General features: G+C 61.3%; 22 protein-coding genes and 1 pseudogene. 20 read left to right on the top strand and 3 right to left on the bottom strand.

The features are described 5' to 3' along the window. Window position 1: 1 nt before the first annotated feature. Together glmS and glmU are read right to left on the bottom strand one after the other, a co-directional pair. Window positions 2–1,825: a glutamine--fructose-6-phosphate transaminase (isomerizing) gene (gene glmS / locus AC0L4F_RS08970; RefSeq protein ID WP_244687517.1), complete on the bottom strand. Its 1,824-nt coding sequence runs from the start codon at window positions 1,823–1,825 to the stop codon at window positions 2–4. Next, the gene (glmU, locus tag AC0L4F_RS08965) at window positions 1,825–3,180 is read right to left on the bottom strand and encodes a bifunctional UDP-N-acetylglucosamine diphosphorylase/glucosamine-1-phosphate N-acetyltransferase GlmU (protein ID WP_244687515.1); all 1,356 of its coding nucleotides are present in this window, start codon (window positions 3,178–3,180) and stop codon (window positions 1,825–1,827) included. The genes glmS and glmU overlap by 1 nt, the downstream gene beginning before the upstream one ends. Window positions 3,181–3,288: 108 nt before the next feature. Between glmU and AC0L4F_RS08960 the strand changes: the two genes are divergently transcribed. Together AC0L4F_RS08960 and AC0L4F_RS08955 are read left to right on the top strand one after the other, a co-directional pair. Further along, window positions 3,289–3,963, top strand: coding sequence for an HAD-IA family hydrolase (locus tag AC0L4F_RS08960; RefSeq protein WP_244687512.1), 675 nt, complete (start codon window positions 3,289–3,291; stop codon window positions 3,961–3,963). A 56-nt stretch (window positions 3,964–4,019) separates the two neighbouring features. Further along, window positions 4,020–5,213, top strand: coding sequence for a DegT/DnrJ/EryC1/StrS family aminotransferase (locus AC0L4F_RS08955; protein ID WP_244687510.1), 1,194 nt, complete (start codon window positions 4,020–4,022; stop codon window positions 5,211–5,213). A 49-nt stretch (window positions 5,214–5,262) separates the two neighbouring features. Here the strand turns inward: AC0L4F_RS08955 and AC0L4F_RS08950 are convergent, their stop codons facing one another. Continuing rightward, window positions 5,263–6,582 (bottom strand): peptidoglycan-binding protein, encoded by a 1,320-nt coding sequence (locus AC0L4F_RS08950; protein WP_244687507.1) that lies wholly within the window; start codon window positions 6,580–6,582, stop codon window positions 5,263–5,265. 174 nt (window positions 6,583–6,756) lie between these two features. Here AC0L4F_RS08950 and AC0L4F_RS08945 point away from each other — a divergent pair, with 174 nt between their 5' ends. From AC0L4F_RS08945 to AC0L4F_RS08860, 18 genes and pseudogenes are all read left to right on the top strand, one after another. Further along, a complete protein-coding gene (locus AC0L4F_RS08945) occupies window positions 6,757–7,920 on the top strand; it encodes an isovaleryl-CoA dehydrogenase (RefSeq protein WP_244687689.1) in 1,164 nt (387 codons plus the stop codon). Between the two features lie 29 nt (window positions 7,921–7,949). Next, a complete protein-coding gene (locus AC0L4F_RS08940) occupies window positions 7,950–9,473 on the top strand; it encodes an AMP-binding protein (protein ID WP_244687505.1) in 1,524 nt (507 codons plus the stop codon). Continuing rightward, on the top strand, window positions 9,463–10,077 hold the full coding sequence (locus tag AC0L4F_RS08935) for a hypothetical protein (RefSeq protein WP_244687503.1): 615 nt from the start codon (window positions 9,463–9,465) through the stop codon (window positions 10,075–10,077). The genes AC0L4F_RS08940 and AC0L4F_RS08935 overlap by 11 nt, the downstream gene beginning before the upstream one ends. Window positions 10,078–10,171: 94 nt before the next feature. Next, window positions 10,172–11,779 carry a carboxyl transferase domain-containing protein gene (locus tag AC0L4F_RS08930; RefSeq protein ID WP_244687501.1) on the top strand — a complete coding sequence of 536 codons (1,608 nt, stop codon included), beginning with the start codon at window positions 10,172–10,174 and terminating at the stop codon, window positions 11,777–11,779. 90 nt (window positions 11,780–11,869) lie between these two features. Beyond that, on the top strand, window positions 11,870–13,816 hold the full coding sequence (locus tag AC0L4F_RS08925; RefSeq protein WP_244687498.1) for an acetyl/propionyl/methylcrotonyl-CoA carboxylase subunit alpha: 1,947 nt from the start codon (window positions 11,870–11,872) through the stop codon (window positions 13,814–13,816). Continuing rightward, a complete protein-coding gene (locus AC0L4F_RS08920; RefSeq protein ID WP_244687496.1) occupies window positions 13,813–14,469 on the top strand; it encodes a glutathione S-transferase family protein in 657 nt (218 codons plus the stop codon). The genes AC0L4F_RS08925 and AC0L4F_RS08920 overlap by 4 nt, the downstream gene beginning before the upstream one ends. A 1-nt stretch (window position 14,470) precedes the next feature. Then, complete coding sequence (locus AC0L4F_RS08915) at window positions 14,471–15,331, top strand: hydroxymethylglutaryl-CoA lyase (protein WP_244687494.1); 861 nt, start codon at window positions 14,471–14,473, stop codon at window positions 15,329–15,331. 60 nt (window positions 15,332–15,391) lie between these two features. Then, a pseudogene (locus AC0L4F_RS08910) lies at window positions 15,392–16,171 on the top strand (crotonase/enoyl-CoA hydratase family protein). Window positions 16,172–16,470: 299 nt separating this feature from the next. Continuing rightward, window positions 16,471–16,836, top strand: a complete 366-nt coding sequence (locus AC0L4F_RS08905) for an NADH-quinone oxidoreductase subunit A (RefSeq protein ID WP_244687492.1) — start codon at window positions 16,471–16,473, stop codon at window positions 16,834–16,836. Beyond that, on the top strand, window positions 16,827–17,360 hold the full coding sequence (locus AC0L4F_RS08900; RefSeq protein ID WP_244687490.1) for a NuoB/complex I 20 kDa subunit family protein: 534 nt from the start codon (window positions 16,827–16,829) through the stop codon (window positions 17,358–17,360). The genes AC0L4F_RS08905 and AC0L4F_RS08900 overlap by 10 nt, the downstream gene beginning before the upstream one ends. Window positions 17,361–17,371: 11 nt before the next feature. Beyond that, window positions 17,372–18,061, top strand: a complete 690-nt coding sequence (locus AC0L4F_RS08895) for an NADH-quinone oxidoreductase subunit C (RefSeq protein WP_244687488.1) — start codon at window positions 17,372–17,374, stop codon at window positions 18,059–18,061. A gap of 93 nt (window positions 18,062–18,154) precedes the next feature. Then, entirely contained in the window at window positions 18,155–19,384 is a 1,230-nt protein-coding gene (locus tag AC0L4F_RS08890) for an NADH-quinone oxidoreductase subunit D (protein ID WP_244687486.1), read from the top strand. Next, the gene (locus AC0L4F_RS08885) at window positions 19,381–19,692 is read left to right on the top strand and encodes a hypothetical protein (RefSeq protein ID WP_244687484.1); all 312 of its coding nucleotides are present in this window, start codon (window positions 19,381–19,383) and stop codon (window positions 19,690–19,692) included. The genes AC0L4F_RS08890 and AC0L4F_RS08885 overlap by 4 nt, the downstream gene beginning before the upstream one ends. 103 nt (window positions 19,693–19,795) lie before the next feature. Further along, window positions 19,796–20,986, top strand: coding sequence for an NADH-quinone oxidoreductase subunit E (locus AC0L4F_RS08880; RefSeq protein ID WP_244687482.1), 1,191 nt, complete (start codon window positions 19,796–19,798; stop codon window positions 20,984–20,986). 30 nt (window positions 20,987–21,016) lie between these two features. Then, the gene (locus AC0L4F_RS08875) at window positions 21,017–21,892 is read left to right on the top strand and encodes an endonuclease (RefSeq protein ID WP_244687479.1); all 876 of its coding nucleotides are present in this window, start codon (window positions 21,017–21,019) and stop codon (window positions 21,890–21,892) included. A 15-nt stretch (window positions 21,893–21,907) separates the two neighbouring features. Next, window positions 21,908–22,126: a DUF5337 domain-containing protein gene (locus tag AC0L4F_RS08870; protein WP_244687477.1), complete on the top strand. Its 219-nt coding sequence runs from the start codon at window positions 21,908–21,910 to the stop codon at window positions 22,124–22,126. Between the two features lie 16 nt (window positions 22,127–22,142). Continuing rightward, window positions 22,143–23,441: an NADH-quinone oxidoreductase subunit NuoF gene (gene nuoF / locus AC0L4F_RS08865; RefSeq protein ID WP_244687474.1), complete on the top strand. Its 1,299-nt coding sequence runs from the start codon at window positions 22,143–22,145 to the stop codon at window positions 23,439–23,441. A 5-nt stretch (window positions 23,442–23,446) separates the two neighbouring features. After that, window positions 23,447–23,776 (top strand): hypothetical protein, encoded by a 330-nt coding sequence (locus tag AC0L4F_RS08860; protein WP_244687472.1) that lies wholly within the window; start codon window positions 23,447–23,449, stop codon window positions 23,774–23,776.

Below are 23,776 nucleotides of genomic sequence, written 5' to 3'. Positions count from 1 at the left end.
ATCATTCCACCGTGACAGATTTTGCAAGGTTACGAGGCTGGTCGACATCCGTGCCTTTGGCAATAGCGGTGTGATAGGCAAGCAGCTGTGCCGGGATGGCATAGAGGATCGGGGTCAACAGATCCGGCACGGTTGGCAGGGTCAGGTTGTGCCAGACATCGCCGCTGCCGCGCGCCGCACCCCGGGCATCGGTGATCAGAACCACCTTGCCGCCACGGGCGATGACCTCTTGCATGTTGGACACGGTTTTGTCGAACAGCGCGTCACAGGGCGCCATCACCACCACCGGCACCATCGGATCAACAAGGGCAATGGGGCCGTGCTTCAGCTCGCCTGATGCATAAGCTTCGGCGTGTATATAGCTGATTTCCTTTAGCTTCAGCGCGCCTTCAAGCGCCATGGGATACATAAGGCCCCGGCCAAGGAACAGGATATCCTTGGCTTTGGACAGATCATAGGCAATGTCGCGCAACGCGTCGCTTTGGGTCAGGGCGTCATTGATCTGGCCGGGCAACGCACGCAGCTGCGACAGCCGGTCCTGAAGCTGCGGGGTGTCCATCGTGCCGCGGTCATGGGCGGCCTTGAGTGCCATCAAAAGCAGCACGGTCAATTGACAGGTAAAGGCCTTGGTCGAGGCGACGCCGATTTCGACACCGGCGTGGATGGGCAGGGCCACATCGCTTTCCCGCGCGATCGAGCTTTCGGGAACATTGACCACCGACATCACATGATCGGCTTTGCCACGTACATATCGCAGCGCGGCAAGCGTATCGGCGGTTTCGCCCGATTGGCTGACAAACAGGGCGGCGGTGCCTTTTGGGATCGGCGGTTCGCGATACCGGAATTCCGAGGCCACATCGACCTCGACCGGCAGGCGCGCGATCTGTTCGAACCAGTATTTCGCGGTCAGACAGGCGTAAAACGCCGTGCCACAGGCCACCATGGTGATGCGGTCGATTTTGGAAAAGTCGGGGAGGTTGTCCGGCCAGACCAGCGCGCTTCCATCGGCGGTCAGATATTCGGCCAGGGCATTTTGGATCACTGCCGGCTGTTCGGCGATTTCCTTGGCCATGTAGTGTTTATAGCCCGCCTTGTCGACTTTGGCGGCATCCAGTTTCACCGTCTTGACCGGACGGTTGACCAGTTGCCCGTCGGCGTCGCGGATTTCCAGGCTGGTGCGGGTGACAATCGCCCTGTCACCTTCGTCGAGATAGGTGATGCGGTCGGTCAGCGGCGCAAGCGCAATCGCGTCAGAGCCGACATACATCTCGCCGTCACCATGGCCAATCGCCAGCGGCGATCCTTTGCGCGCCGCCACCAGAAGATCGGCCTCGCCGTCAAACAGGAACGCGAGCGCAAAGGCCCCTTCCAGCCGGTCTAGCGTGGCAAAGGCGGCCTCGACCGGGGATTTGCCCTGATCCATGTAAAACCGCGTCAGCAATGCGATGGTTTCGGTGTCGGTGTCGGTGGCAAAGCTAAGCCCGGCTGCGGCCAGTTCCTCGCGCAGGGCGCGATAGTTTTCGATGATGCCGTTATGCACAACGGCAACCTTGCCGGCATTATGGGGGTGTGCGTTGGCCTCGGTCGGGGCGCCATGGGTGGCCCAGCGGGTGTGCCCGATCCCGGAGCGCCCCGCCAGAGGTTCATGCACCAGCCGATCCGACAGGTTGACCAGCTTGCCCACCGCGCGCCGCCGATCCAACCGACCCTGATGCACCGTTGCGATCCCGGCGCTGTCATAGCCGCGATATTCCAGCCGTTTTAGCGCATCAACCAGGATTGGGGCGGCTTCATGCCCGCCAAGATACCCGACAATACCACACATTACTCGGTGCCTCCGGCCTGTTTGGCCTTTTTGGATTTTAACATTTCGAACAATTTACGTGCCAGGCCCGGTTTGTTGACCTGTTCCGGGCGGGCGATGGCCATGGCGGCATCGGGCACGTCCTTGGTCACCACGGTGCCGCTTGCGGTCATCGCCTCGTTGCCGATTTTGACCGGGGCAACCAGCATGGTGTTCGACCCGATGAAGGCCCGTGCACCGATCTCTGTTCGGTGCTTGAAAACCCCGTCATAGTTGCAGGTGATCGTGCCCGCGCCGATGTTGGTTTTTTCGCCGACATGTGCGTCGCCGATATATGACAGGTGATTGACCTTGGCCCCAGCGTCCAGCGTCGCATTCTTGATCTCGACAAAGTTGCCGACCCGCACATCTTCGGCCAGTTCGGCACCGGGGCGCAGGCGGGCGTAAGGGCCAACAATTGCGCCGCGCGACACATGGCACCCCTCAAGATGTGAAAAGGCGCGGATCTGTGCGCCGTTTTCAATCGTCACACCGGGGCCAAACACCACGTTCGGTTCGATTTCGGTATCCGGGCCGATGTAGGTGTCAAAGGCGAAATAGACCGTGGCAGGCGCCGCAAGGGACACGCCATTTTCCAGCGCCTCTGCGCGGGCGCGGGTTTGAAACGCGGCTTCGGCCACGGCCAGATCGGCGCGGGAATTCACGCCCATTGTCTCGCTCTCGTCACAGGCGACCGCAGTGGCGCTCAGCCCGGCAGCACGGGCGAGGGCGACAATATCCGTCAGATAATATTCGCCAGAGGCGTTGTCGTTGCCAACCTGATCAAGCAGGGTGAACATCGTCTCGGCGTCGGCGGAAATCACCCCGGAATTGCAGAAATCAATCGCGCGTTCGCGCATGCCCGCGTCTTTGAATTCGACGATCTGTTGCAGCGCGTCGCCATCCATGACCAACCGGCCATATTTGCCCGGATCAGCCGCCTGAAATCCCAGCACAACCACGTCATGGGTTTTCCGTGCCTCGGCCATGGCGGCAAGCGTTTCGGGGCCAATGAACGGCGTGTCGCCATAAAGCACAATCACATCGCCGGAAAACCCGGCCAGCGCGTCGCGCGCCTGAAGCACGGCATGGCCGGTGCCCAGTTGTTCCGATTGCACGACACAGGTTGCTGTTTCGTCGATGTCCCGCGCGGCGGTTTCCACCAAATCCGCGCCGTGACCGGTCACGATCACTGTGCGGTCGGGTTCCAGCGCGGCACCGGACTGCATGGCGTGGGCCAGAAGGGGCGCGCCGGCAACCTTGTGCAGAACTTTTGGCAGGTCGGAACGCATCCGGGTGCCTTTACCGGCGGCCAGAATGACAAGTGCGATGCTCATTGCGCTTTCTCTTTGTAATTGCCTCGCCCCCGTTTTATCCGCTGAATTGAAACTCGCAAGGTGGCGATCCTCACGTTGGATTGCGGTTTGTGTCAGGAAGGGTGCCCTATGCGGACAGTGATTTTCGATCTTGACGGAACTTTGGCGGATACCAGTGGTGATTTGATCGCGGCGGCGAATGCCTGTTTTCGGGACATGGGCGCGGGGGACGTGCTGGACCCTGTGCGCGATGCGGGTACGGCGCTGCGCGGCGGGCGGGCGATGCTGACGCTGGGGCTGGCGCGGATGGGCCGGGGGGATGACGCGGCGGCGGTGGCGCAATGGTATCCGCGTCTTCTGTCGGAATATGATCGCGCGCTGGACCATCAGACGGTGCTTTATCCCGGCGCAATTGCCGCGATCAAGGCGCTGTTGGCTGATGGATTCCGGGTGGGGGTCTGTACCAACAAACCCGAAGCGATGGCCGATAAATTGCTTGTGTCGCTTGGGGTGCGGGATCTGTTTGGGTCGCTTGTCGGGGCGGATACCCTGCCGGTGCGCAAACCCGATGCTGCGCCTTATGTCGCGGCGGTAGAGCGTGCCGGGGGCAAGGTGGCGCAATCGGTGTTGATTGGCGACAGTGACACCGACCGCGAAACCGCGCGGGCGGCGGGCGTGCCTTGTGTGCTGGTCACTTTCGGTCCGTCGGGCGAAGATATGGCTGCCTTGCAGCCCGAGGCATTACTGCATGACTATGATGATTTGCATCAAATTGTCTGCGGCTTGATAAAAGACGATATGTAATGAAGCGGCCGGGCGGCATGGCTGGCCTGACGTTTGGTGGAGTGCGAAGCTAGACCATGAGTGAGCGATTTACCGGCAATTTCACCCAGCAAGAGCCGATCCCGGAAGAGGGGATCGAAGCGGCGATTGAGGTTCTGCGCAGCGGGCGTTTGCATCGCTATAACCTTGTCGGCGATGAACCGGGCGCGGTGTCGCGTCTGGAGCAGGAATTTGCGGATCTGACCGGTGCGAAATACTGCCTTGCGGTGGCGTCCGGCGGATATGCGCTGGCCTGTGCGCTGCGCGCGGTGGGGGTGATGCCGGGTGATCGCGTGTTGACCAATGCCTTTACGCTGGCGCCGGTGCCGGGGGCGATTGCGTCCATCGGCGCGGTGCCGGTCTTTGTCGGCGTGACCGAGGGGCTGGTGATTGATCTTGATGATCTGGCTGCCAAGCTGGATCAGGCCAAGGTGCTGCTGCTCAGCCATATGCGCGGCCATATCTGCGACATGGATCGGCTGATGGCGCTATGCGACGCGGCGGATGTAACCGTGATCGAGGATTGCGCCCATACCATGGGGGCGACCTGGCGCGGCGTGCCGTCGGGGCGGCATGGCGTTGTGGGCTGTTATTCCTGCCAAACCTATAAACACATCAATGCCGGCGAAGGCGGGTTTTTGGTGTCTGATGATGATATGGTCATGGCCCGGGCGGTGATGCTGTCGGGGTCATATATGCTGTATGACCGCCACCTTGCCGCGCCCGCGCCAGAGGTGTTTGAACAAATCAAATATGACACGCCAAATGTGTCGGGCCGGATGGATCATCTGCGCGCGGCTATTTTGCGCCCGCAATTGGCGCGGCTGCCGGAACAGGTTGATCGCTGGAACGAACGCTATCGCGTGGTCGAGGCCGGTCTGCGCGACACGCCGGGGTTGACGCGGGTGGCGCGGCGCGCGGGCGAGGGATTTGTCGGCTCGTCGATCCAGTTCCTGCTGCTGGATTGGTCCGAGGCCGCAATCGCCGAGGTGCTGCGCCGCTGTGGCGCGCGTGGCGTCGAGCTGAAATGGTTTGGCGGGGCAGAGCCGGTGGCCTTCACCTCGCGCTACGACTCTTGGCGGTATGCCGCGTCAGAGCCGATGCCGACCAGCGACCGGGTCTTGCGCGGTATCGTCGATATGCGCCTGCCGCTGACCTTCTCGACAGAGGATTGTGCCCTGATTGCGCGGATCATCCGGGCAGAGGTGGCGGCGGTTTTTCAGGCCGGGTGACGCGATCCGCATTTGGCCGCACGATCCTGCGGCCAAATGGTTTGGGCGATCACCGGCGGGCCAGATGCCGCAGGGGCGTGTCAGCCGAAAAATAGGACAAGGCCGAAAACCGCCCCGTGACATGCCGTGGCAGCTCAGCCTCATATTTTGGCAGACCGTTTTGCGGTGTGATCCGGTAGAGGCATTCCAATTCCTGCATCTCGCCATAAAGCACGGCGGTGCGCCCGTCCGGCTTCTTGCTGATATATAGCGGGTTGTCATAGCTGTAGACCGTGTCAAAGGCGCTTCGGTCCTGGGCCCATTGCACGGATTGAATACAGGACCGGGTCAGGGTCTTGTCGCTGACGGCGGGAAGATCGCGTATGGGCCCGACATCAATGCTCCATTGTCCGGCCCGGTCCACGGTATCGACATACAACATCGTGCTGGCCGGGGTGCGCAAGAGCGCCGACAGGAGCGAAGGTTTGAGATAAGGTTCGGTGCCTTCGCTTTGCGAGGTAAGTTGCTCGTTTATCATGGCGATGGCCTCCAGCGCCAATTGAAACGCTTTTTCCACGTTGTCCTGGCTGTATTGCCCGGCAGCAATGTCGAGCGCGGGACTGTGGAACCCAAGCCGCCCCAATGGATGCAACACCCGCATGACGGCAACGCCACTTTCGGAATATCCTTGGGTGCCACCCATAAAGGCCAGCGCACAGGCGGATTCACAGACGGCATCGGCTTCGATCTTGGTTGGGATATGCTGATCCTTGAACAGCGCGGCCAGGTTCACACCTTCGGTCAGGACGCCGCCGGGGCTGTCGAGACAGACAAAGAAATCCAGATCTTGCGCGTAGGTTTCAAAGAGGCTGCGATCAATGCCCAATTCCGTCAGGATGTAATCCGGCACTTTCTGGCGCGATGTGACAAGCACGATCACCAGCGCCTCGAGCGGGGCCATGAGATCCAGATTGCGTTCGCGGTATCCGATGAACCGCCGCAACCCATCCTGTGTCCCCGAACCTGCTACGCCGTCAATGGCCCCGGAATAAAACCCGTTCTGGGCCAGGGCGCTTTGCAGCAATTTGGTTTCGTCACGGCTCAGATCCCGGGCCATTGGTGTGCCGGCATCCGGTGGGATTCGCGGAACAAGTGCCAGTTGTAGCCCGCCCGTCACATAGAATTTGGTCGTCTGCTCAATGTCGGCCTGAATCAGCGCGCTATCGCCCTTTTCGATTTGCCCGCTCAGCCGATGGGTGCAGGCCGATGATTCAGTTAGGGAATATCCATCAGACGACTCTCCGTTCGGGCCCAGAAACCGCCATTCGGCGGCAGAGGCCGCGCCGGTCATCAACAGGCTCGCGATGGCGGCAAAGAAAAAGTCCCGCATGTCTTTGGTCCTTAAATGATTACGTGCAATCCTTTCATTGTCGGGTGCTCCCGACGGTCCGTCAACAGCGACGGCTGCAGGGGCTGCGTGGTCCAGCCGGGCGACGGGGATTGACGCAGGGCAGCCGATGTGGCATTTATTGAACAGTTGTTCATTTACTGGGAGGCAAGCACGATGTTCAACGCGGTGATGGCGTTCGACCTGGGCGAAGATGTGAATGCGTTGCGTGATATGGTGCACCGATGGGCGCAGGATCGGGTGCGCCCGATGGCGGCGGAAATTGACGCCAACAATGCATTCCCGAATGAGCTGTGGCGCGAAATGGGCGAATTGGGCCTGTTGGGCGTAACCGTGTCAGAGGAATTCGGCGGCGCGGGCATGTCGTATCTGGCGCATGTGATCGCGGTCGAGGAAATTGCACGGGCCTCGGCCAGCGTGTCCCTGTCTTATGGCGCGCATTCCAACCTGTGCGTCAATCAGATCAAGCTGAACGGCAGCGATGCGCAGCGGGCGAAATACCTGCCGCGTTTGCTGTCGGGCGAACATATCGGTGCGCTCGCGATGAGCGAGGCCGGGGCCGGATCGGATGTGGTCTCGATGAGCCTGCGGGCCGAAAAGCGCAATGATCGCTATGTGTTGAATGGCAACAAGTTCTGGATCACCAATGGCCCGGACGCCGATACGCTGGTGGTCTATGCCAAAACCGACCCGGATGCGGGATCAAAGGGGATCACCGCCTTCATCGTCGAAAAAGAGATGAAGGGGTTCAGCACCTCTGCCCATTTTGACAAGCTGGGGATGCGCGGGTCCAACACCGCTGAACTGATCTTCGAAGATGTCGAAGTGCCGTTCGAAAATGTTCTGGGCGAGGAGGGGCGCGGCGTGCGCGTTCTTATGTCCGGTCTGGATTACGAACGCGTGGTGCTGGCCGGGATCGGCACCGGCATCATGGCCTCCTGTCTGGATGAGGTCATGCCCTATCTGGCCGAGCGCAAGCAATTCGGCCAGCCGATCGGGTCGTTCCAGCTTATGCAGGGCAAGATCGCCGATATGTACACCAAGATGAATTCGGCACGCGCCTATGTCTATGAGGTCGCCAAGGCCTGTGATCGCGGTCAGGTGACCCGTCAGGATGCGGCGGCTTGCTGTCTTTATGCCAGCGAAGAGGCGATGGTGGTGGCGCATCAGGCGGTGCAGGCCATGGGCGGCGCCGGTTTCATGAACGAAACCCCGGTGGCGCGCATCTTCCGCGATGCCAAATTGATGGAAATCGGGGCTGGCACATCGGAAATTCGGCGTATGCTGATCGGGCGCGAAATGATGGGTGCGATGCGCTGATGTTGCCCACGGCGAAATCATATGAGGTCATGTACGGCGGATTCCATTGGGATCTGCCGGAACGGCTGAACATGGCAGAGCAGATCCTGGCCCGGTCGGATGAGACCCTGGCCATTATCGACCTGTCGGATGGTGTGCGCCGTGATGTGACTTTTGGCGCGTTGCGCGATATAGTGGCCCGGGTGGCGGGCCATCTGGAGGGGCGCGTGGCACCGGGCGACCGGGTTGGCGTCTTGCTGGGGCAGGATCCCTGGTGCGCGGCGGCGCATCTGGCGATCTGGGCCATAGGCGCGATTTCGGTGCCGCTGTTCAAATTGTTCAAACAGGATGCATTGGCCAGCCGGATTGGCAATGCCGGTCTGTCCTTGGTGGTGACGGATGCACCGGGGGCGGCGTTGCTTGGGGATTTGGCGGTGCCGGTTCTGGTCGATGCGCTGCCCGCGTCTGCGACCGCGCCGGTGGCGTTTGCCGCGACCGGACCGGAGACGCCTGCGGTGTTGATCTATACCTCCGGCACCACGGGCAAGCCCAAGGGCGCTTTGCATGGACATCGGGTGCTGCGCGGACATCTGCCCGGTGTAGAGATGAGCCATGATTTTCTGGGTCAACCGGATGATGGGCGGGGCGATTGTCTTTGGACGCCTGCGGATTGGGCCTGGATCGGCGGGTTGTTCGATGTGCTGATGCCGGGGCTGGCGCTGGGCGTGCCGGTGGTGGCCTGCCGTATGGCCAAATTCACCCCCGAAGAGGCGCTGCGCATTTGCCAGGAGGGCGGGGTGCGCAACGTGTTCTTTCCGCCAACGGCCTTGCGCATGTTGAAGGCGGCGGATGTCGCGATCCCGGGATTGCGCAGTGTCGCTTCGGGTGGCGAGCCGCTGGGCGCAGAGATGCTGGCCTGGGGGCAGGGGGCCTTTGGCCTGACGATAAACGAATTCTACGGCCAGACCGAATGCAACATGGTGGTGTCCTCTTGCGGGCGCCTTTTCCACCCGGTGCCGGGTGTCATCGGCAGGGCCGTGCCGGGCTGTGAGGTTGCGGTTGTTGATGCGGCTGGCGCGCCAACCGCAGGCGAAGGTGACATTGCCGTGCGCCGGGGGGCGGCGTCGATGATGCTGCGCTATTGGAACAACCCGCAAGCAACGGCGGAAAAGTTTCGCGGCGACTGGATGTTGACCGGCGACCGCGGGCAGATCGAAGGCGACTACATCCGCTTTGTCGGGCGTGAGGATGATGTGATCTCTTCGGGCGGCTACCGCATTGGTCCGGCCGAGATCGAGGATTGTCTGATGACCCATCCCGGCGTTGCCACCTGTGGTGTGGTCGGCAAGCCCGATGCGATCCGGCATGAGATCGTCAAAGCCTATGTGGTGTTGAAACCGGGCGTGACGACAGAGCCGGGCGCATTGCAGCAATGGGTCAAGGATCGGCTGGCCAGCTATTCCTATCCCAGGGAACTGTCGCTGGTCGCCGCCTTGCCGATGACGGTCACCGGCAAGGTCATTCGCAAGGAGCTCAAGGCCTGGGCCACGGCGGAGGTGGCGGATGAGGCTTAGGGTTCGGACGTTTCTGACCGCCGCGTTTTGCGCAGTGATCGCCACAGGCAGCACCGCGCAAGAGCGTGACCGCCTGCCAGATTTTGCCACCTGTATGGATATCGAAATCGCGCGCTTTGAACGCGCGTTGACCTGGCTGCACCGACGCGAAGGCGGCGCGGAAGAGTTTTCGATCGCCGGGGTGCAGGGGGTCTATTACTGCGGATCGGTTGGCATTGTGTCCTGTGATCGGTCCGAAGCCCCGATCCCCTGTCAGAAGCAACTGGTCGACAGGCAGGACAATCTGAGCGTCGCGGTGCTGAACCATTTGCCGAAACCGGACGCCGTGGCGTTCGACACAGATGTTTGGGACGGTCATTGGGCGGTGCCGTTTTATGCGCGGGCATTTGCCCTGGCGCGGGGCACATCGGCGGGACCGGATTGCGCCGGGTCGACCGAGGTTTTGCAGGTGTGGTGCGAGGCCCGCGAGGCGAACACGCGGTTGCAAAACGCGGTTCTGGCCTGGGAAGTGGCGCGATATCTGGATCTGGTGGCCCCGGCGGTCGAGATCGGCTGGGTCAACCCACCGCCGCCTGTGCGGCCCCGGCTGCGGCCCGAACAATGAGTTGGCCCAGGAATTCAGTCGGCCCAAAAATCAATCGGCCAGAAATGACAAGTGACCCCAATAGCCGCGTAGCGACACCTGAGAGGGACGGAAAATGAAACTGCAAACGACGTATGTTGCCGGGTCCGATGTGGCCAAGACAAACCGGGCCGCGCATCTGGAGAGCCTTGATATCGTCAGGCAAGCGGCAGAAGCCGCGATGGCGGGCGGCGGTGAAAAATCGCGCCAGCGCCATCTTGACCGGGGGAAGATGTTGCCGCGCGACCGGGTGGCAAACCTGCTTGATCCCGGTTCGCCGTTTCTTGAGGTCGGGGCCACGGCTGCGCATGGCATGTACGGTGGTGCCGCGCCGGGTGGCGGGGCGATTGCCGGCATTGGCCGGGTCATGGGCCGTCAGGTCATGGTGGTCTGCAATGATGCCACGGTGAAGGGCGGCACCTATTATCCGATGACGGTCAAGAAGCACCTGCGTGCCCAGGAGATCGCCGAGGAAAACCATCTGCCCTGCATCTATCTGGTCGACAGCGGCGGCGCGAACCTGCCCAATCAGGACGAGGTGTTCCCGGATCGCGACCATTTCGGGCGGATTTTCTATAATCAGGCGCGGATGTCGGCCAAGGGGATCGCCCAGATTGCGGTTGTCATGGGGTCCTGTACCGCTGGTGGTGCCTATGTGCCGGCGATGTCGGATGTGACCATCATTGTGCGCGAACAGGGTACGATCTTTCTGGCGGGTCCGCCATTGGTCAAGGCCGCCACGGGCGAGGTGGTGAGCGCCGAGGATCTGGGCGGTGGTGATGTGCATACGCGCCTGTCGGGGGTGGCGGATTATCTGGCCGAGGACGATTCCCATGCGCTGGCGCTGGCGCGGCGTGCGGTGGGATCGTTGGGCGGTGCCCGGAACCAATGCAGCCTGACCTTGGAGACCAGCGAAGAACCGGCCTATGACCCGGAAGAAATCCTTGGCGTGGTGTCGGCGGATCTGCGCACACCCTATGACATCCGCGAAGTGATTGCCCGGCTGGTCGATGGATCCCGCTTTGATGAATTCAAACCCCGGTTTGGCGAAACGCTGGTGACCGGGTTTGCCCATGTGCGCGGCTGCCCGGTGGGCATCATCGCCAACAATGGCGTGCTGTTTTCCGAAGCCGCCCAAAAGGGCGCGCATTTCATCGAATTGTGCTCGCAGCGGAAAACGCCACTGGTGTTCCTGCAAAACATCACCGGCTTCATGGTCGGGCGGAAATATGAAAACGAGGGCATCGCCCGGCATGGCGCCAAGATGGTGACGGCGGTGGCCAGCACCTCGGTGCCCAAGATCACCATGTTGGTTGGTGGCTCCTTTGGTGCGGGCAATTACGGTATGGCGGGGCGGGCCTATCAGCCGCGGTTCCTGTGGACCTGGCCCAACAGCCGGATTTCGGTGATGGGCGGACCGCAGGCGGCGGGCGTGCTGGCGACGGTGAAACGCGACGCGATCGAGCGCTCCGGCGGGAGCTGGAGCGAAGCGGAAGAGGCCGCGTTCAAGCAACCGACGATCGACATGTTCGAGGAACAGAGCCATCCGCTTTATGCCAGCGCACGGCTTTGGGATGACGGGATCATTGACCCGCGCAAATCACGCGACGTGCTGGCACTCAGCCTGAATGCGGCCTTGAACGCCCCGATCGAGGAGACACGTTTTGGCGTGTTCCGGATGTAAGAAATTGGGGGCTCTGCCCCCGTCGCCGGGGCGACTCCCCCGGGATATTTTTGAACAGAAGAAGACCTGCGGATTGGGAAGGAATAAGCGATGTTTGACACGATCCTGATTGCGAACCGGGGCGAGATTGCCTGTCGTGTGATGCGCACGGCGCAGGGGCTGGGTGTGCGGTGCGTGGCGGTCTATTCCGAGGCGGATGCCGGGGCGGCGCATGTGGCGATGGCGGATGAGGCGCATTGCATTGGCGGCGCGGCGGTGGCCGACAGTTACCTGCGCAGTGACCGGATCATCGAGGTGGCCCTGGCCAGCGGCGCGCAGGCCATTCATCCCGGATACGGTTTCCTGTCCGAGAACCCGGAATTCGTTGATGCGGTCGTGGCGGCGGGATTGGTGTTTATTGGCCCCTCGGCGGAGGCAATCCGGGCGATGGGGCTGAAAGATGCGGCCAAGGCGCTGATGGAGAAGGCCGGTGTGCCGGTGGTGCCGGGCTATCACGGGGCGGATCAGACCGGGTTGCAGGCGCGGGCCGAGGAGATCGGCTATCCGGTGTTGATCAAGGCGGTGGCGGGCGGCGGCGGCAAGGGGATGCGGCTGGTCGAGGCTGCGTCGGACTTTGACCGGGCGTTGGAGAGCGCGCGGGCCGAGGCGCGTACCGCCTTTGGCAATGATGCGGTGCTGATCGAAAAGTTTGTCACCAAGCCGCGCCATATCGAGGTGCAGGTGTTTGGCGATGGCACGCGCGCTGTGCATCTGTTTGAGCGCGATTGTTCCTTGCAGCGCCGTCATCAGAAGGTGATCGAAGAAGCCCCGGCGCCGGGCATGACCGAAGAGATGCGCGCCGCGATGGGCACTGCGGCGGTGCGCGCGGCGGAGGCCATTGGGTACAGTGGTGCCGGCACGGTGGAATTCATTGTCGATGGCTCGGACGGGCTGCGCGCCGATGGGTTTTGGTTCATGGAGATGAACACGCGTTTGCAGGTGGAACATCCCGTGACCGAGATGATCACCGGTGTGGACCTGGTGGAATGGCAATTGCGGGTGGCAGCGGGCGAGCCGCTGGATACCCGGCAGGAAGATCTGGCGATCAACGGTCATGCTTTCGAGGCCCGGCTCTATGCCGAGGATGTGCCAGCCGGGTTCCTGCCTGCCACCGGCACGCTGACGCATCTGGGGTTTCCGGCGGGCGCGCGGGCCGATACCGGCGTGCGTTCGGGTGACGAGATCAGCCCCTGGTATGATCCGATGATTGCCAAGCTGATCACCCATGGCCCGACGCGTGAGATTGCGCTGAAACGGCTGCGGCAGGCGCTGGCGCGGACGGAAGTGGCGGGATCGGTGACCAACCTTGCGTTTCTGGGCGCCTTGGCGGGGCATGCGGGCTTTGGCCGGGGGGAGGTCGACACCGGGCTGATCGGGCGCGAGATTGACGCGCTGACCGCAGTTCCGGCAGAGAACCGCAGTGCGTTGGCGCAGGCCGCCCTGATCGAGGCCGGGTTGTGGCAGAGCGACGGTTGGGACACCGGGTTCCACCTGTGGCAGCCGCTTTGGCGGGTCATGGTGCTGGACGAGGGCGAGACGCGTCATCAGCTGCGCTTGATGGTGCGGGGTCCGGGGGATTGTCTGGTTGAGATTGACGGCCACCTGGTGGAATGCCTGCGCGCACCGGGCGGCTGGACATTGAATGGCAGCCGCGCCTGGCCCTTTGCGGTGGCGGGGGACGTGGTGACGGTGTTTGCCGATTACGGGCGCGCATACCGTGTGATCCGCGCGCTGGATCGGGCAGCGGCGGCGGGCAGCGATGCGTCCGTTATCGAAGCGCCGATGCCGGGATTGGTGCAGCGGGTCGAGGTTGCAGCAGGGGCCAAGGTCAGCGCCGGTGACCGTCTGGCCGTGCTGGAGGCGATGAAGATGGAGCATGCGCTGACCGCGCCGCGCGATGGTGTGGTGGCAGAGGTGCTGGTCGCCGCCGGGGATCAGGTGACCGCAGGTGCCGCGCTTATCCGGTTGGAGGAAGAAGACGACGAGGCAGCCGCATGATCCGGTTGCATCATGTGCCGCTCGCGCGGTCGTTGCGGGTGATGTGGATGCTGGAGGAATTGGCGCTGGACTATGACGTCGCCTATTACTCGATCCGTGACGGGTCGTTGCGAACACCGGAGTTTCTGGCAATTTCACCTGCCGGGCGCGTGCCGGCGTTGGAATATAAGGGCGAGGTGTTTTTCGAAAGCGCGGCGATCCTTCAGATCCTGACCGAGCTTCACCCAGAGGCGGGGTTGCAGCCGCTGCCCGGGCATGCAGAGCGGGCGCAATACCTGGAGATGATGGCCTATTCTGAGACGATCGGCTGTCTTGTCGAAAATCTGAACCTGAACCGCGTGTTTCTGCGCGACCCGGCTCAGGCCTCGCCCGTGGTGATCAAGCTGTTGACCGCACGGCTGCGCGCGGCGCTGGGCGCGCTGGAGGGGCGGATCGCGGGTGATTTTCTGTTGGCGTCGGGGTTTTCGACCGCAGACATCATGTGCGCCTATACCTTTGAGTTGGCGCAATATTACGCACGGATTGACGAATTTCCGGGGCTCTTGGCCTATTGGGATCGGCTGAAGGCGCGTTCCGCCTATCAGCGGGCCAAGGCGCGGGATGGAACACAGGACTTTTTTGCGCAGGATTTCTATCCTGTGCCGGATGTATGACATGGCTGACACTGTAGAAATTTTCGAAGTCGGGCCGCGTGACGGTCTTCAGAACGAAAAAAGCCGGATCGCGACAGCGGACAAGATCGCGCTGGTGGATTGCCTGAGCAGGGCGGGGTTCCGCCGCATTGAATGCGCCAGCTTCGTCAGCCCGAAATGGGTGCCGCAGATGGCGGACAGCGCCGATGTGCTGGCGGGGATCAGGCGGGCGCCGGGGGTGTCCTATGCGGCGCTGACGCCAAACATGCGCGGTCTTGAGGGCGCGATTGCCGCGCAGGCGGATGAGGTGGCGATTTTCGGCTCGGCCTCGGAAGGGTTTTCCAAAGCCAATATCAACGCCACCATTGCCGAGAGTCTGTTGCGTTTCGCGCCGGTGGCCGAAGCCGCCCGGGCGGCGGGATTGCCGGTGCGCGGCTATGTGTCCTGCGTCGTGGAATGCCCCTATGACGGGCCGACGGCGCCGGATCAGGTGGCGCGTGTGGTCAAGGCCTTGCTTGAGGTGGGCTGTTACGAGATTTCGCTGGGTGACACGATCGGGCGCGCCACGCCGGACAAGGTGGCGGCGATGCTGGATGCGGTTCTCGCGGTGGTGCCGGCCGCGAAACTGGCCGGGCATTTCCACGATACCGGCGGCCAGGCATTGGCCAACATCGAGGTCTCGCTGGACAAGGGGCTACGGGTCTTTGATGCGGCGGTCGGCGGGCTTGGCGGGTGCCCCTATGCGCCGGGGGCGGCGGGCAATGTCGCGACCGAATCCGTGGCAAGGCGGCTGGCGGATCTGGGCTGGGAGACCGGGCTTGATCACGAGGTGATTGCAAGGGCTGCGGATTTGGCACGCGGGTTGCGGAATGCGGGGCAATAATCTGCACGGATCATTGCAATGCCTTGCACGGATTTTGGCGCACGACGAAAGGGAACGGGCATGTATCAGACATTGAAAATCGAGAGCGATGCGCGCGGGGTTGCCACGCTCTGGCTGGCACGTAGCGAAAAACACAATGCGATGTCGGCCGAGATGCTGGACGAGCTTGTCCATGCTGCCCAGACGTTGGGCGCGGACGACACGGTGCGTGTTGTTGTGCTGGCCGCCGAGGGCAAGACATTCTGCGCCGGGGGCGATCTGGCCTGGATGCGGGCGCAATTTGATATGGACAGCGACACCCGCCGACGCGAGAGCGCCAAGCTTTCGATCATGCTGCAAGCGCTCGACCGGCTGCCAAAGCCGGTGATTGGCCGGGTGCAGGGCAATGCCTTTGGCGGTGGCATGGGGTTGATGTCGGTCTGTGACGTGGTGGTCGCGGCGCAGGGCCTGCGGTTTGGATTTACCGAAACCCGGTTGGGACTGATTCCGGCCAATATCGGCCCGTTTGTACTGCGCCGCATGGGTGCGGCGATGGCGCGGCGGGTGTTCATGTCGGCGCGGCTGTTTGACAGCGAAGAGGCGGTGACACTGGGATTGGTGGCCAAGGCGGTGCAGGCCGATGAATTGGACCAGGCGGTCGAAGACCAGGTCCTGCCCTATCTGTCCTGCGCACCGGGGGCCGTTGGCGAGGCCAAGGCGTTGATTTAGGCATTGGGCGGCGGGGTCAGCCAAAGCGACATGGATTTGGCTATCGACGCGCTGGCAAACCGCTGGAACACAGACGAAGCGCAAGAGGGGATTTCGGCGTTTTTCGACAAGCGTCCGCCGCAATGGGTGTGAGCGCTATCTCACACTTCATTTCTGACAAAAAAACTAGGGCTTTTGCCGCAACTGCATCGCCTAAGATCGAAGCGGTGTGATTTTTGACCGAATTCCGGGCCTGTCGTGTCTGGAATCCGCATTGGTGTCGGTAAGTCATTGAATTAAAATATCTTTGGCAGGGATAGGATATTACATTCATAATTGTGAATGTTTCATCGACGCATTGACCCCCCTGCGGTGCAGCGATAAACCGACCAACAAGCCAAGCGAGCCAACTGAGCGCACGCCTTTTGCGCGTGTTGAAAGGAGCCTGCCCCGTGGAAGAGATGCTCAGGGAATACCTTCCCATTCTCGTCTTTCTCGCCGTCGCCATCGGACTTGGTATTGTCCTGATTCTTGCCGCCGTGATTCTGGCCGTCCGCAACCCGGACCCGGAAAAAGTGTCGGCCTATGAATGCGGGTTCAACGCCTTTGATGACGCGCGGATGAAATTTGATGTCCGGTTTTATCTGGTCTCGATCCTGTTTATTATCTTTGACCTTGAAATCGCGTTCCTTTTCCCATGGGCGGTTGCGTTCCGGGATGTGTCGATGCTCGGGTTCTGGTCGATGATGGTGTTCCTTGCCGTGCTGACCATCGGCTTTGCCTATGAATGGAAGAAAGGGGCGCTGGAATGGCAGTAAGTACCGCCGCCAATACCGCAGGCTTCGACAAAGAAGTCGCGACCCAGGCGCTGAACGCAGAGTTGCAGGATAAAGGGTTTCTGCTGACCTCGACCGAGGATATCATCAACTGGGCGCGCACCGGCTCGCTGCATTGGATGACATTCGGTCTGGCCTGCTGCGCGGTCGAGATGATGCACACCTCGATGCCGCGTTACGATGCGGAACGTTTCGGGATCGCCCCGCGTGCATCCCCGCGCCAATCCGACGTGATGATCGTTGCCGGCACCCTGACCAACAAGATGGCCCCGGCGCTGCGCAAGGTCTATGACCAGATGCCAGAGCCGCGGTATGTGATCTCGATGGGGTCCTGCGCCAATGGCGGGGGCTATTACCATTACAGCTATTCCGTGGTGCGCGGCTGTGACCGGGTTGTGCCGGTCGACATCTATGTGCCCGGATGCCCGCCCACGGCTGAGGCGCTGCTTTATGGTCTGATGCAATTGCAACGCAAAATCCGCCGCACCGGCACGATCACAAGGTAAGGGGCAGGGTCATGACCGCAGCATTGCAAGAGCTTGGCGCTCATATCGAAATCAAACGGACCGATTGCGTTCTTGGCTGGTCGGTCGACTTTGGTGAGCTGACGATTGATGTCGCCCCGGCCAATCTGCCGGGGTTGGTGGAATTCCTGCGCAGCGATCCGAACTGTCAGTTTTCAACGCTGGTCGACATTACGGCGGTGGATTACCCGGCCCGCGCCAAGCGGTTCGATGTGGTGTATCACTTCCTGTCGATGTACCAGAACCACCGCATTCGGCTGCGGCTGAGCGTGCGTGAAGAAGATATGGTGCCGTCAATTCTTGACATTCACCCCTCGGCCAATTGGTTCGAGCGTGAGGTGTTTGACATGTTCGGCATCCTATTTTCCGGCCACCCGGATTTGCGCCGCATCCTGACCGATTATGGCTTTCGCGGCTATCCGCTGCGCAAGGATTTCCCTACAACCGGCTATACCGAAGTGCGTTATGACGAGGCGCAGAAGCGCGTGGTCTATGAACCGGTGTCGCTGGTGCAGGAATACCGCCAATTCGATTTCATGTCTCCCTGGGAAGGTGCGGAATACATCCTGCCGGGGATGAGAAAACCGAAGAGGGGGCCAAGTAATGGAATTCCTCTGGTGGATCATCGTCACGGCTGTGTCGATCATTCCGATGCTGAAACTATTGCCGCATTTCGGTATTGATAAGATTTGGGCCGCCGTATGCATCGTGCCCTTTGGTGCGCTGGCCCTGTTGTGGTGGATGGCGATGAAGCTGCAAGAGTTGGAGAAGCGCTGATGGACGGTTCCAAGTTTGATGATGGCAGCACCGACGCGCTGTCGGGCGAACAGAAAATCCGCAATTTCAATATCAACTTCGGCCCGCAGCACCCTGCGGCGCACGGGGTGTTGCGTTTGGTGCTGGAGCTGGACGGCGAAATCGTAGAACGCTGCGATCCGCATATCGGCCTGCTGCACCGTGGCACCGAAAAGCTGATGGAAAGCCGGACCTACCTGCAGAACCTGCCGTATTTTGACCGGTTGGATTATGTGGCGCCGATGAATCAGGAACATGCCTGGTGTCTGGCGATTGAAAAGCTTTGCGGTGTCGAGGTTCCACGCCGTGGCAGTCTGATCCGGGTGCTCTATTCCGAGATTGGCCGCATTCTGAACCACCTGCTGAACGTTACGACCCAGGCGATGGACGTTGGCGCGCTGACCCCGCCGCTTTGGGGCTTTGAAGAGCGTGAAAAGCTGATGGTGTTTTACGAGCGCGCTTGTGGCGCCCGTCTGCACGCGGCCTATTTCCGCCCCGGCGGTGTGCATCAGGATCTGCCGCCTGATCTGATCGACGATATTGAGGAATGGGCCAAGGATTTCCCGCGTGTGCTTGCGGATATTGATGGGCTTCTGACCGAAAACCGCATTTTCAAACAGCGGAATGCCGACATTGGCATCATCACCGAAGAAGACATCCAGAATTGGGCGTTTTCGGGTGTCATGGTGCGTGGATCGGGCCTCGCCTGGGACTTGCGCCGTGCGCAACCCTATGAATGCTATGACGAATTCGATTTCCAGATCCCGGTTGGCAAGAATGGCGATTGCTATGATCGCTATCTCGTCCGCATGGAAGAGATGCGTCAATCGCTGCTGATCATCCATCAGGCCATTGAAAAGCTGCGTGCCCCCGAGGGGCAGGGCGATGTGATGGCGCGGGGCAAGCTGTCGCCGCCGAAACGCGGTGAGATGAAGCAGTCGATGGAGGCCTTGATCCATCACTTCAAGCTGTACACCGAAGGTTTCAAAGTGCCTGCGGGCGAAGTTTATGCCGCCGTTGAAGCCCCCAAAGGGGAATTCGGCGTCTATCTGGTAGCGGATGGCACCAACAAACCCTATCGCGCCAAGCTGCGCGCACCGGGTTTCCCGCATCTTCAGGCGATGGATTACGTGGCCGGTGGGCACCAGCTCGCGGATGTTGCGGCGATCATCGGCACCATGGACATCGTCTTTGGGGAGATTGACAGGTGACCGGGGTTCGTTTCGCCATTGTCCTGGGCGCGCTGGCCTCGCTGACCGCCTGTATGGAAGTGCCGCCAGAAGGCACCAACGTCGATAATCTCGCTGCTTATGACGAAGCGGTGCGCAGCATCGGCTGTACGCTTGTCAGTGATGCGGATTATGGCGCGGTGGAATTTCAGGCCGGGTTGACCCGTGAACAGACGATTGCGATCACCGAACAACGGCTGGCCCGCGAACAGGCCGTGCGGTTGCAAAGTGGTGGCGTGCGTCTGACCACAGGCGCCTGCACCCCCGAGACGGTCGCCGCCGCGACCTGAGGCACGGGCCGATACATGGGATGCACGCCGATTGCGGCGCGGATCCCCCAGAATAGAAAGTTTCGGAGCCTTCGCGCTTCGGTGAGGAACGGAAAGAACGATCATGCTGCGCCGTCTTTATCATGACCAACCGCAAAGTTTCGCCTTCACCCCGGCCAATCTCGCCTGGGCCGAGGCGCAGGTGACGAAATACCCCGAGGGCCGTCAGGCCAGCGCCGTGATTCCGCTGCTCTGGCGTGCACAGGAACAAGAAGGCTGGTTGACGCGTCCGGCGATTGAACATGTCGCTGAAATGCTGGGCATGGCCTATATGCGGGTGCTGGAAGTGGCGTCGTTCTACTTCATGTTTCAACTGCAACCGGTTGGTTCTGTGGCCCATATTCAGGTTTGCGGCACCTTGTCCTGCATGATCTGTGGCGCCGAGGATCTGATTGGCGTCTGCAAGGAAAAGATCGCCGCCAAGGCACATGAACTGTCCGCCGATGGCCGGTTTTCCTGGGAAGAAGTGGAATGTCTGGGGGCCTGTGCCAATGCGCCGATGGCCCAGATCGGCAAAGATTACTACGAGGATCTGACGACCGAACGTCTGGCGGAAATCATTGACGAAATGGCCGCAGGTGGGGTTCCGGTGCCGGGTCCGCAAAACGGGCGCTACACGTCAGAGCCGAAATCCGGCCTGACCAGCCTGAAAGACCACGCCGAGGGACGCCCCGACCACAACGGCTCTGCCCAGCTGGCGGTGGATCTTGGGGACAGCATCAAGCGGATTGATGGCACCGAAGTAGAGCTGCGCGCGCCTTGGCAGCAAGGGGCCAATCACGGTGACGCCGCGGCCCATATCGCCGCCGCCCCGGCCAGCCAACCGCGCCCGACAAAGGATGTCCCGGTTGATGAAACCGGTGTCGACAACCGCGCCGCCCAGGCCGTGACCAAGGGCAAACCGGTGACCGCCGATGCGCCGAAGACGTCGGCCACGACGGAAGAGGCCGCCGCAGAAATGGGCGAGGGTACACGCCCCGCCGCTCTGGACGGACCGCGTGAAGGTGGTGCAGACGACCTGAAAAACATCAAGGGTATCGGGCCAAAGCTGGAAATTCTCTGCAACTCGCTTGGCTTCTACCATTTCGATCAAATCGCCGCCTGGTCCGCCGCAGAAGTGGCCTGGGTCGATCAGAACCTCGAAGGGTTCAAAGGTCGGGTGACGCGGGACGAATGGGTGGCCCAGGCCAAGAAACTGGCCTCGGGCGAAGAGACTGAATTCTCATCGCGTGTGAAAAAGGGTGACGTGTATTAAGCCGAAAGGGGCGGTACGGGGTTTTGAACCATGAGTAACGGATCAGTCGCAAACTGCACCAGCAAATGCTGGGCCGCCGCCACGGTTGTGGCGGTGCTGGTCTTTCTCATGCTGAAATTCAACGGCGATTACAGCCTTCTGGCGGCAATTGTTCTGGCGGTGATCACACTGGTTCTCTTGGGGATGCTTCTGGTCTGGTTGGGCTGCACCGCGGCCACGACTGCACAGCGCGCTGACGTTCAGCCGTCCGCATCCGCGTCGCCATCGACGGAAATGACGACGGCCACCGCCGCCGCCGCTTTGGCCAGCACCGCCGCCGCACCGGCTGCGGCCACCGTTACCCCGACGCCGCCGACCATTGCGCCAGACCCCGAGCCAGTCGCACCAGCCGAGGCGACGGCAACCGAGACCGCGCATGAAGAGCCTGTCGCAGCCTCGCCCGCTGATACGGATGGGGCCGCGACATTGGTCAAACCATCAGCCCCGCTCGCGGGCGAGAGTGATTTGGCCGGGCGCAAGGGCGCGTGGAAATACGGTCCGGTGACGAAGGACGGCACAGTAAAAGCTGTGGAAGATAAAGACGAAGATCAGCCTGGATCAGACGAAGGTTCAGACGCGGTTGCGAAACCGCAAACTCTCGATGCGGCCCGCGATGGCGGTCCCGACGATCTGAAGGAAATAAAGGGCGTCGGGCCGAAGTTGGAAAAGCTTCTGCATTCGATGGGGTTTTATCATTTCGACCAGGTCGCGGCGTGGTCGGCGCAGGAAGTGGCTTGGGTTGATGCCAATCTTGCGGGCTTCAAAGGCCGGGTCAGCCGCGATGATTGGGTCGCTCAGGCCAAAATCCTTGCTGATGGCGGGGTGACTGAATTCTCGAAACGCGCGCGCGACGGCGACGTGTATTAACGGGGACACAAAAGGATGGGACAAGACAAGGATCAAGCGATTGCACGGCAAGGGCGTCTGACGGCGCTGGTGATTGCCGGGGCGATGCTGATCTGGATCGCGGCCCAGTTCATCGGGCCTAGGATCGGTCTGGCAGGGCGCTATGCGCTGCTGATTGATCTCTTTGCTCTGGCGGCGTTCATCTGGGCGTTTGTCAATATCTATCAGATCTGGCGCAAGCGTCAGGACAATTAAAAGGGTGGCATCGCACATGCTGCAGGACCAGGACCGGATCTTTACGAACATCTACGGGATGCATGATCGCACGCTCGAAGGCGCCAAGAAACGTGGCCATTGGGATGGCACGTCGGGCATCATCGAAAAAGGCCGCGACTGGATCATCGACCAGATGAAGGCCAGTGGCCTGCGTGGTCGCGGCGGCGCGGGGTTCCCGACCGGTTTGAAGTGGTCCTTCATGCCCAAGGAAAGCGATGGCCGACCGTCCTATCTGGTGGTCAATGCCGATGAATCAGAGCCGGGCACCTGTAAAGACCGCGAAATCATGCGTCATGATCCGCATACGCTGGTCGAGGGGTGTCTGATTGCCAGCTTCGCGATGCAGGCGCATGCCTGTTACATCTATATTCGGGGTGAATACATCCGCGAGCGTGAAGCGCTGCAAAACGCCATTGACGAAGCTTATGACGCTGGTCTGGTGGGCAAGAATGCTGCCGGGTCCGGTTGGGATTTCGACATCTATCTGCACCACGGGGCAGGGGCCTATATCTGTGGTGAGGAAACCGCGCTGCTCGAAAGCCTTGAGGGCAAAAAGGGCATGCCGCGCATGAAGCCGCCGTTCCCGGCCGGCTCTGGTCTTTATGGGTGCCCGACCACGGTCAACAATGTGGAATCGATTGCGGTTGTGCCAACGATCCTGCGGCGTGGGCCGGAATGGTTTGCCGGGTTTGGCCGTCCGAACAACGCAGGCACAAAGCTGTTTGCGGTGTCGGGCCATGTCAACAACCCCTGTGTCGTCGAAGAAGCCATGTCGATCAGCTTTGAAGAGCTGATCGAGACCCATTGCGGCGGCATTCGCGGCGGTTGGGACAATCTTCTGGCGGTGATCCCGGGCGGGTCTTCGGTGCCTTGTGTGCGCGGCGAAAACATGCGCGATGCGATCATGGATTTCGATTACCTGCGCGGAGAGCTGGGGTCTGGCCTTGGCACCGCGGCGGTGATCGTGATGGACAAGAACACCGACATCATCAAGGCGATCTGGCGGCTGTCCAAATTCTACAAACACGAAAGCTGTGGCCAGTGCACCCCCTGCCGCGAAGGCACCGGTTGGATGATGCGGGTTGTGGAACGTCTTGTGCGTGGCGAGGCCGAGGTCGAAGAAATCGACATGTTGTTCGATGTGACCAAACAGGTCGAGGGCCACACCATTTGTGCGCTTGGCGATGCGGCGGCCTGGCCGATCCAGGGGTTGATCCGCAATTTCCGCGAAGAGATCGAAGATCGTATCAAGGCCCAGAAATCGGGCCGCATGGGCGCAATGGCCGCGGAGTGATGACAGTGAAACACCTCTTTCCTGTTCTTGTGGCTCTGTCGGTGGCTGCGGCCCCGCTTGCGGCGGCGACCTACAAGAATTCGACCTATCAGGCCGTGACCCAAAGCGTCGCGGTGTCCCTGACGTCGCGCGGTTCGGGCGGCACGCGCCCGGCGAAACAGGTGTTTATAAGTGTGACCCGGCTGGACGGCGCACCGGTGCGGCAGGGTGACATGACCGCCGCCGGCGGATTTGCCAGCGTTGTGGCCTGTTCCGGTGGCAAGCCACTTGGCACGGTTGTGGCGGGCATTCGGGGCGCGGCGGCGGAATTCGAAGTGCTCTGTGTGGAAGGCTGA

This window comes from Marinovum sp. J2-8 (assembly GCF_055808435.1).
The sequence above is the reverse complement of the archived record's forward strand: the minus strand, read 5'-3'. Positions and strand labels throughout refer to the sequence as shown.

What these genes read in the sequence shown, in the direction of transcription:
- glmS (WP_244687517.1), bottom strand. Translation starts at nt 1,825, where the DNA reads ATGTGTGGTATTGTCGGGTATCTTGGCGGGCATGAAGCCGCCCCAATC.
- glmU (WP_244687515.1), bottom strand. Translation starts at nt 3,180, where the DNA reads ATGAGCATCGCACTTGTCATTCTGGCCGCCGGTAAAGGCACCCGGATG.
- AC0L4F_RS08960 (WP_244687512.1), top strand. Translation starts at nt 3,289, where the DNA reads ATGCGGACAGTGATTTTCGATCTTGACGGAACTTTGGCGGATACCAGT.
- AC0L4F_RS08955 (WP_244687510.1), top strand. Translation starts at nt 4,020, where the DNA reads ATGAGTGAGCGATTTACCGGCAATTTCACCCAGCAAGAGCCGATCCCG.
- AC0L4F_RS08950 (WP_244687507.1), bottom strand. Translation starts at nt 6,582, where the DNA reads ATGCGGGACTTTTTCTTTGCCGCCATCGCGAGCCTGTTGATGACCGGC.
- AC0L4F_RS08945 (WP_244687689.1), top strand. Translation starts at nt 6,757, where the DNA reads ATGTTCAACGCGGTGATGGCGTTCGACCTGGGCGAAGATGTGAATGCG.
- AC0L4F_RS08940 (WP_244687505.1), top strand. Translation starts at nt 7,950, where the DNA reads ATGTACGGCGGATTCCATTGGGATCTGCCGGAACGGCTGAACATGGCA.
- AC0L4F_RS08935 (WP_244687503.1), top strand. Translation starts at nt 9,463, where the DNA reads ATGAGGCTTAGGGTTCGGACGTTTCTGACCGCCGCGTTTTGCGCAGTG.
- AC0L4F_RS08930 (WP_244687501.1), top strand. Translation starts at nt 10,172, where the DNA reads ATGAAACTGCAAACGACGTATGTTGCCGGGTCCGATGTGGCCAAGACA.
- AC0L4F_RS08925 (WP_244687498.1), top strand. Translation starts at nt 11,870, where the DNA reads ATGTTTGACACGATCCTGATTGCGAACCGGGGCGAGATTGCCTGTCGT.
- AC0L4F_RS08920 (WP_244687496.1), top strand. Translation starts at nt 13,813, where the DNA reads ATGATCCGGTTGCATCATGTGCCGCTCGCGCGGTCGTTGCGGGTGATG.
- AC0L4F_RS08915 (WP_244687494.1), top strand. Translation starts at nt 14,471, where the DNA reads ATGGCTGACACTGTAGAAATTTTCGAAGTCGGGCCGCGTGACGGTCTT.
- AC0L4F_RS08900 (WP_244687490.1), top strand. Translation starts at nt 16,827, where the DNA reads ATGGCAGTAAGTACCGCCGCCAATACCGCAGGCTTCGACAAAGAAGTC.
- AC0L4F_RS08895 (WP_244687488.1), top strand. Translation starts at nt 17,372, where the DNA reads ATGACCGCAGCATTGCAAGAGCTTGGCGCTCATATCGAAATCAAACGG.
- AC0L4F_RS08890 (WP_244687486.1), top strand. Translation starts at nt 18,155, where the DNA reads ATGGACGGTTCCAAGTTTGATGATGGCAGCACCGACGCGCTGTCGGGC.
- AC0L4F_RS08880 (WP_244687482.1), top strand. Translation starts at nt 19,796, where the DNA reads ATGCTGCGCCGTCTTTATCATGACCAACCGCAAAGTTTCGCCTTCACC.
- AC0L4F_RS08875 (WP_244687479.1), top strand. Translation starts at nt 21,017, where the DNA reads ATGAGTAACGGATCAGTCGCAAACTGCACCAGCAAATGCTGGGCCGCC.
- AC0L4F_RS08870 (WP_244687477.1), top strand. Translation starts at nt 21,908, where the DNA reads ATGGGACAAGACAAGGATCAAGCGATTGCACGGCAAGGGCGTCTGACG.
- nuoF (WP_244687474.1), top strand. Translation starts at nt 22,143, where the DNA reads ATGCTGCAGGACCAGGACCGGATCTTTACGAACATCTACGGGATGCAT.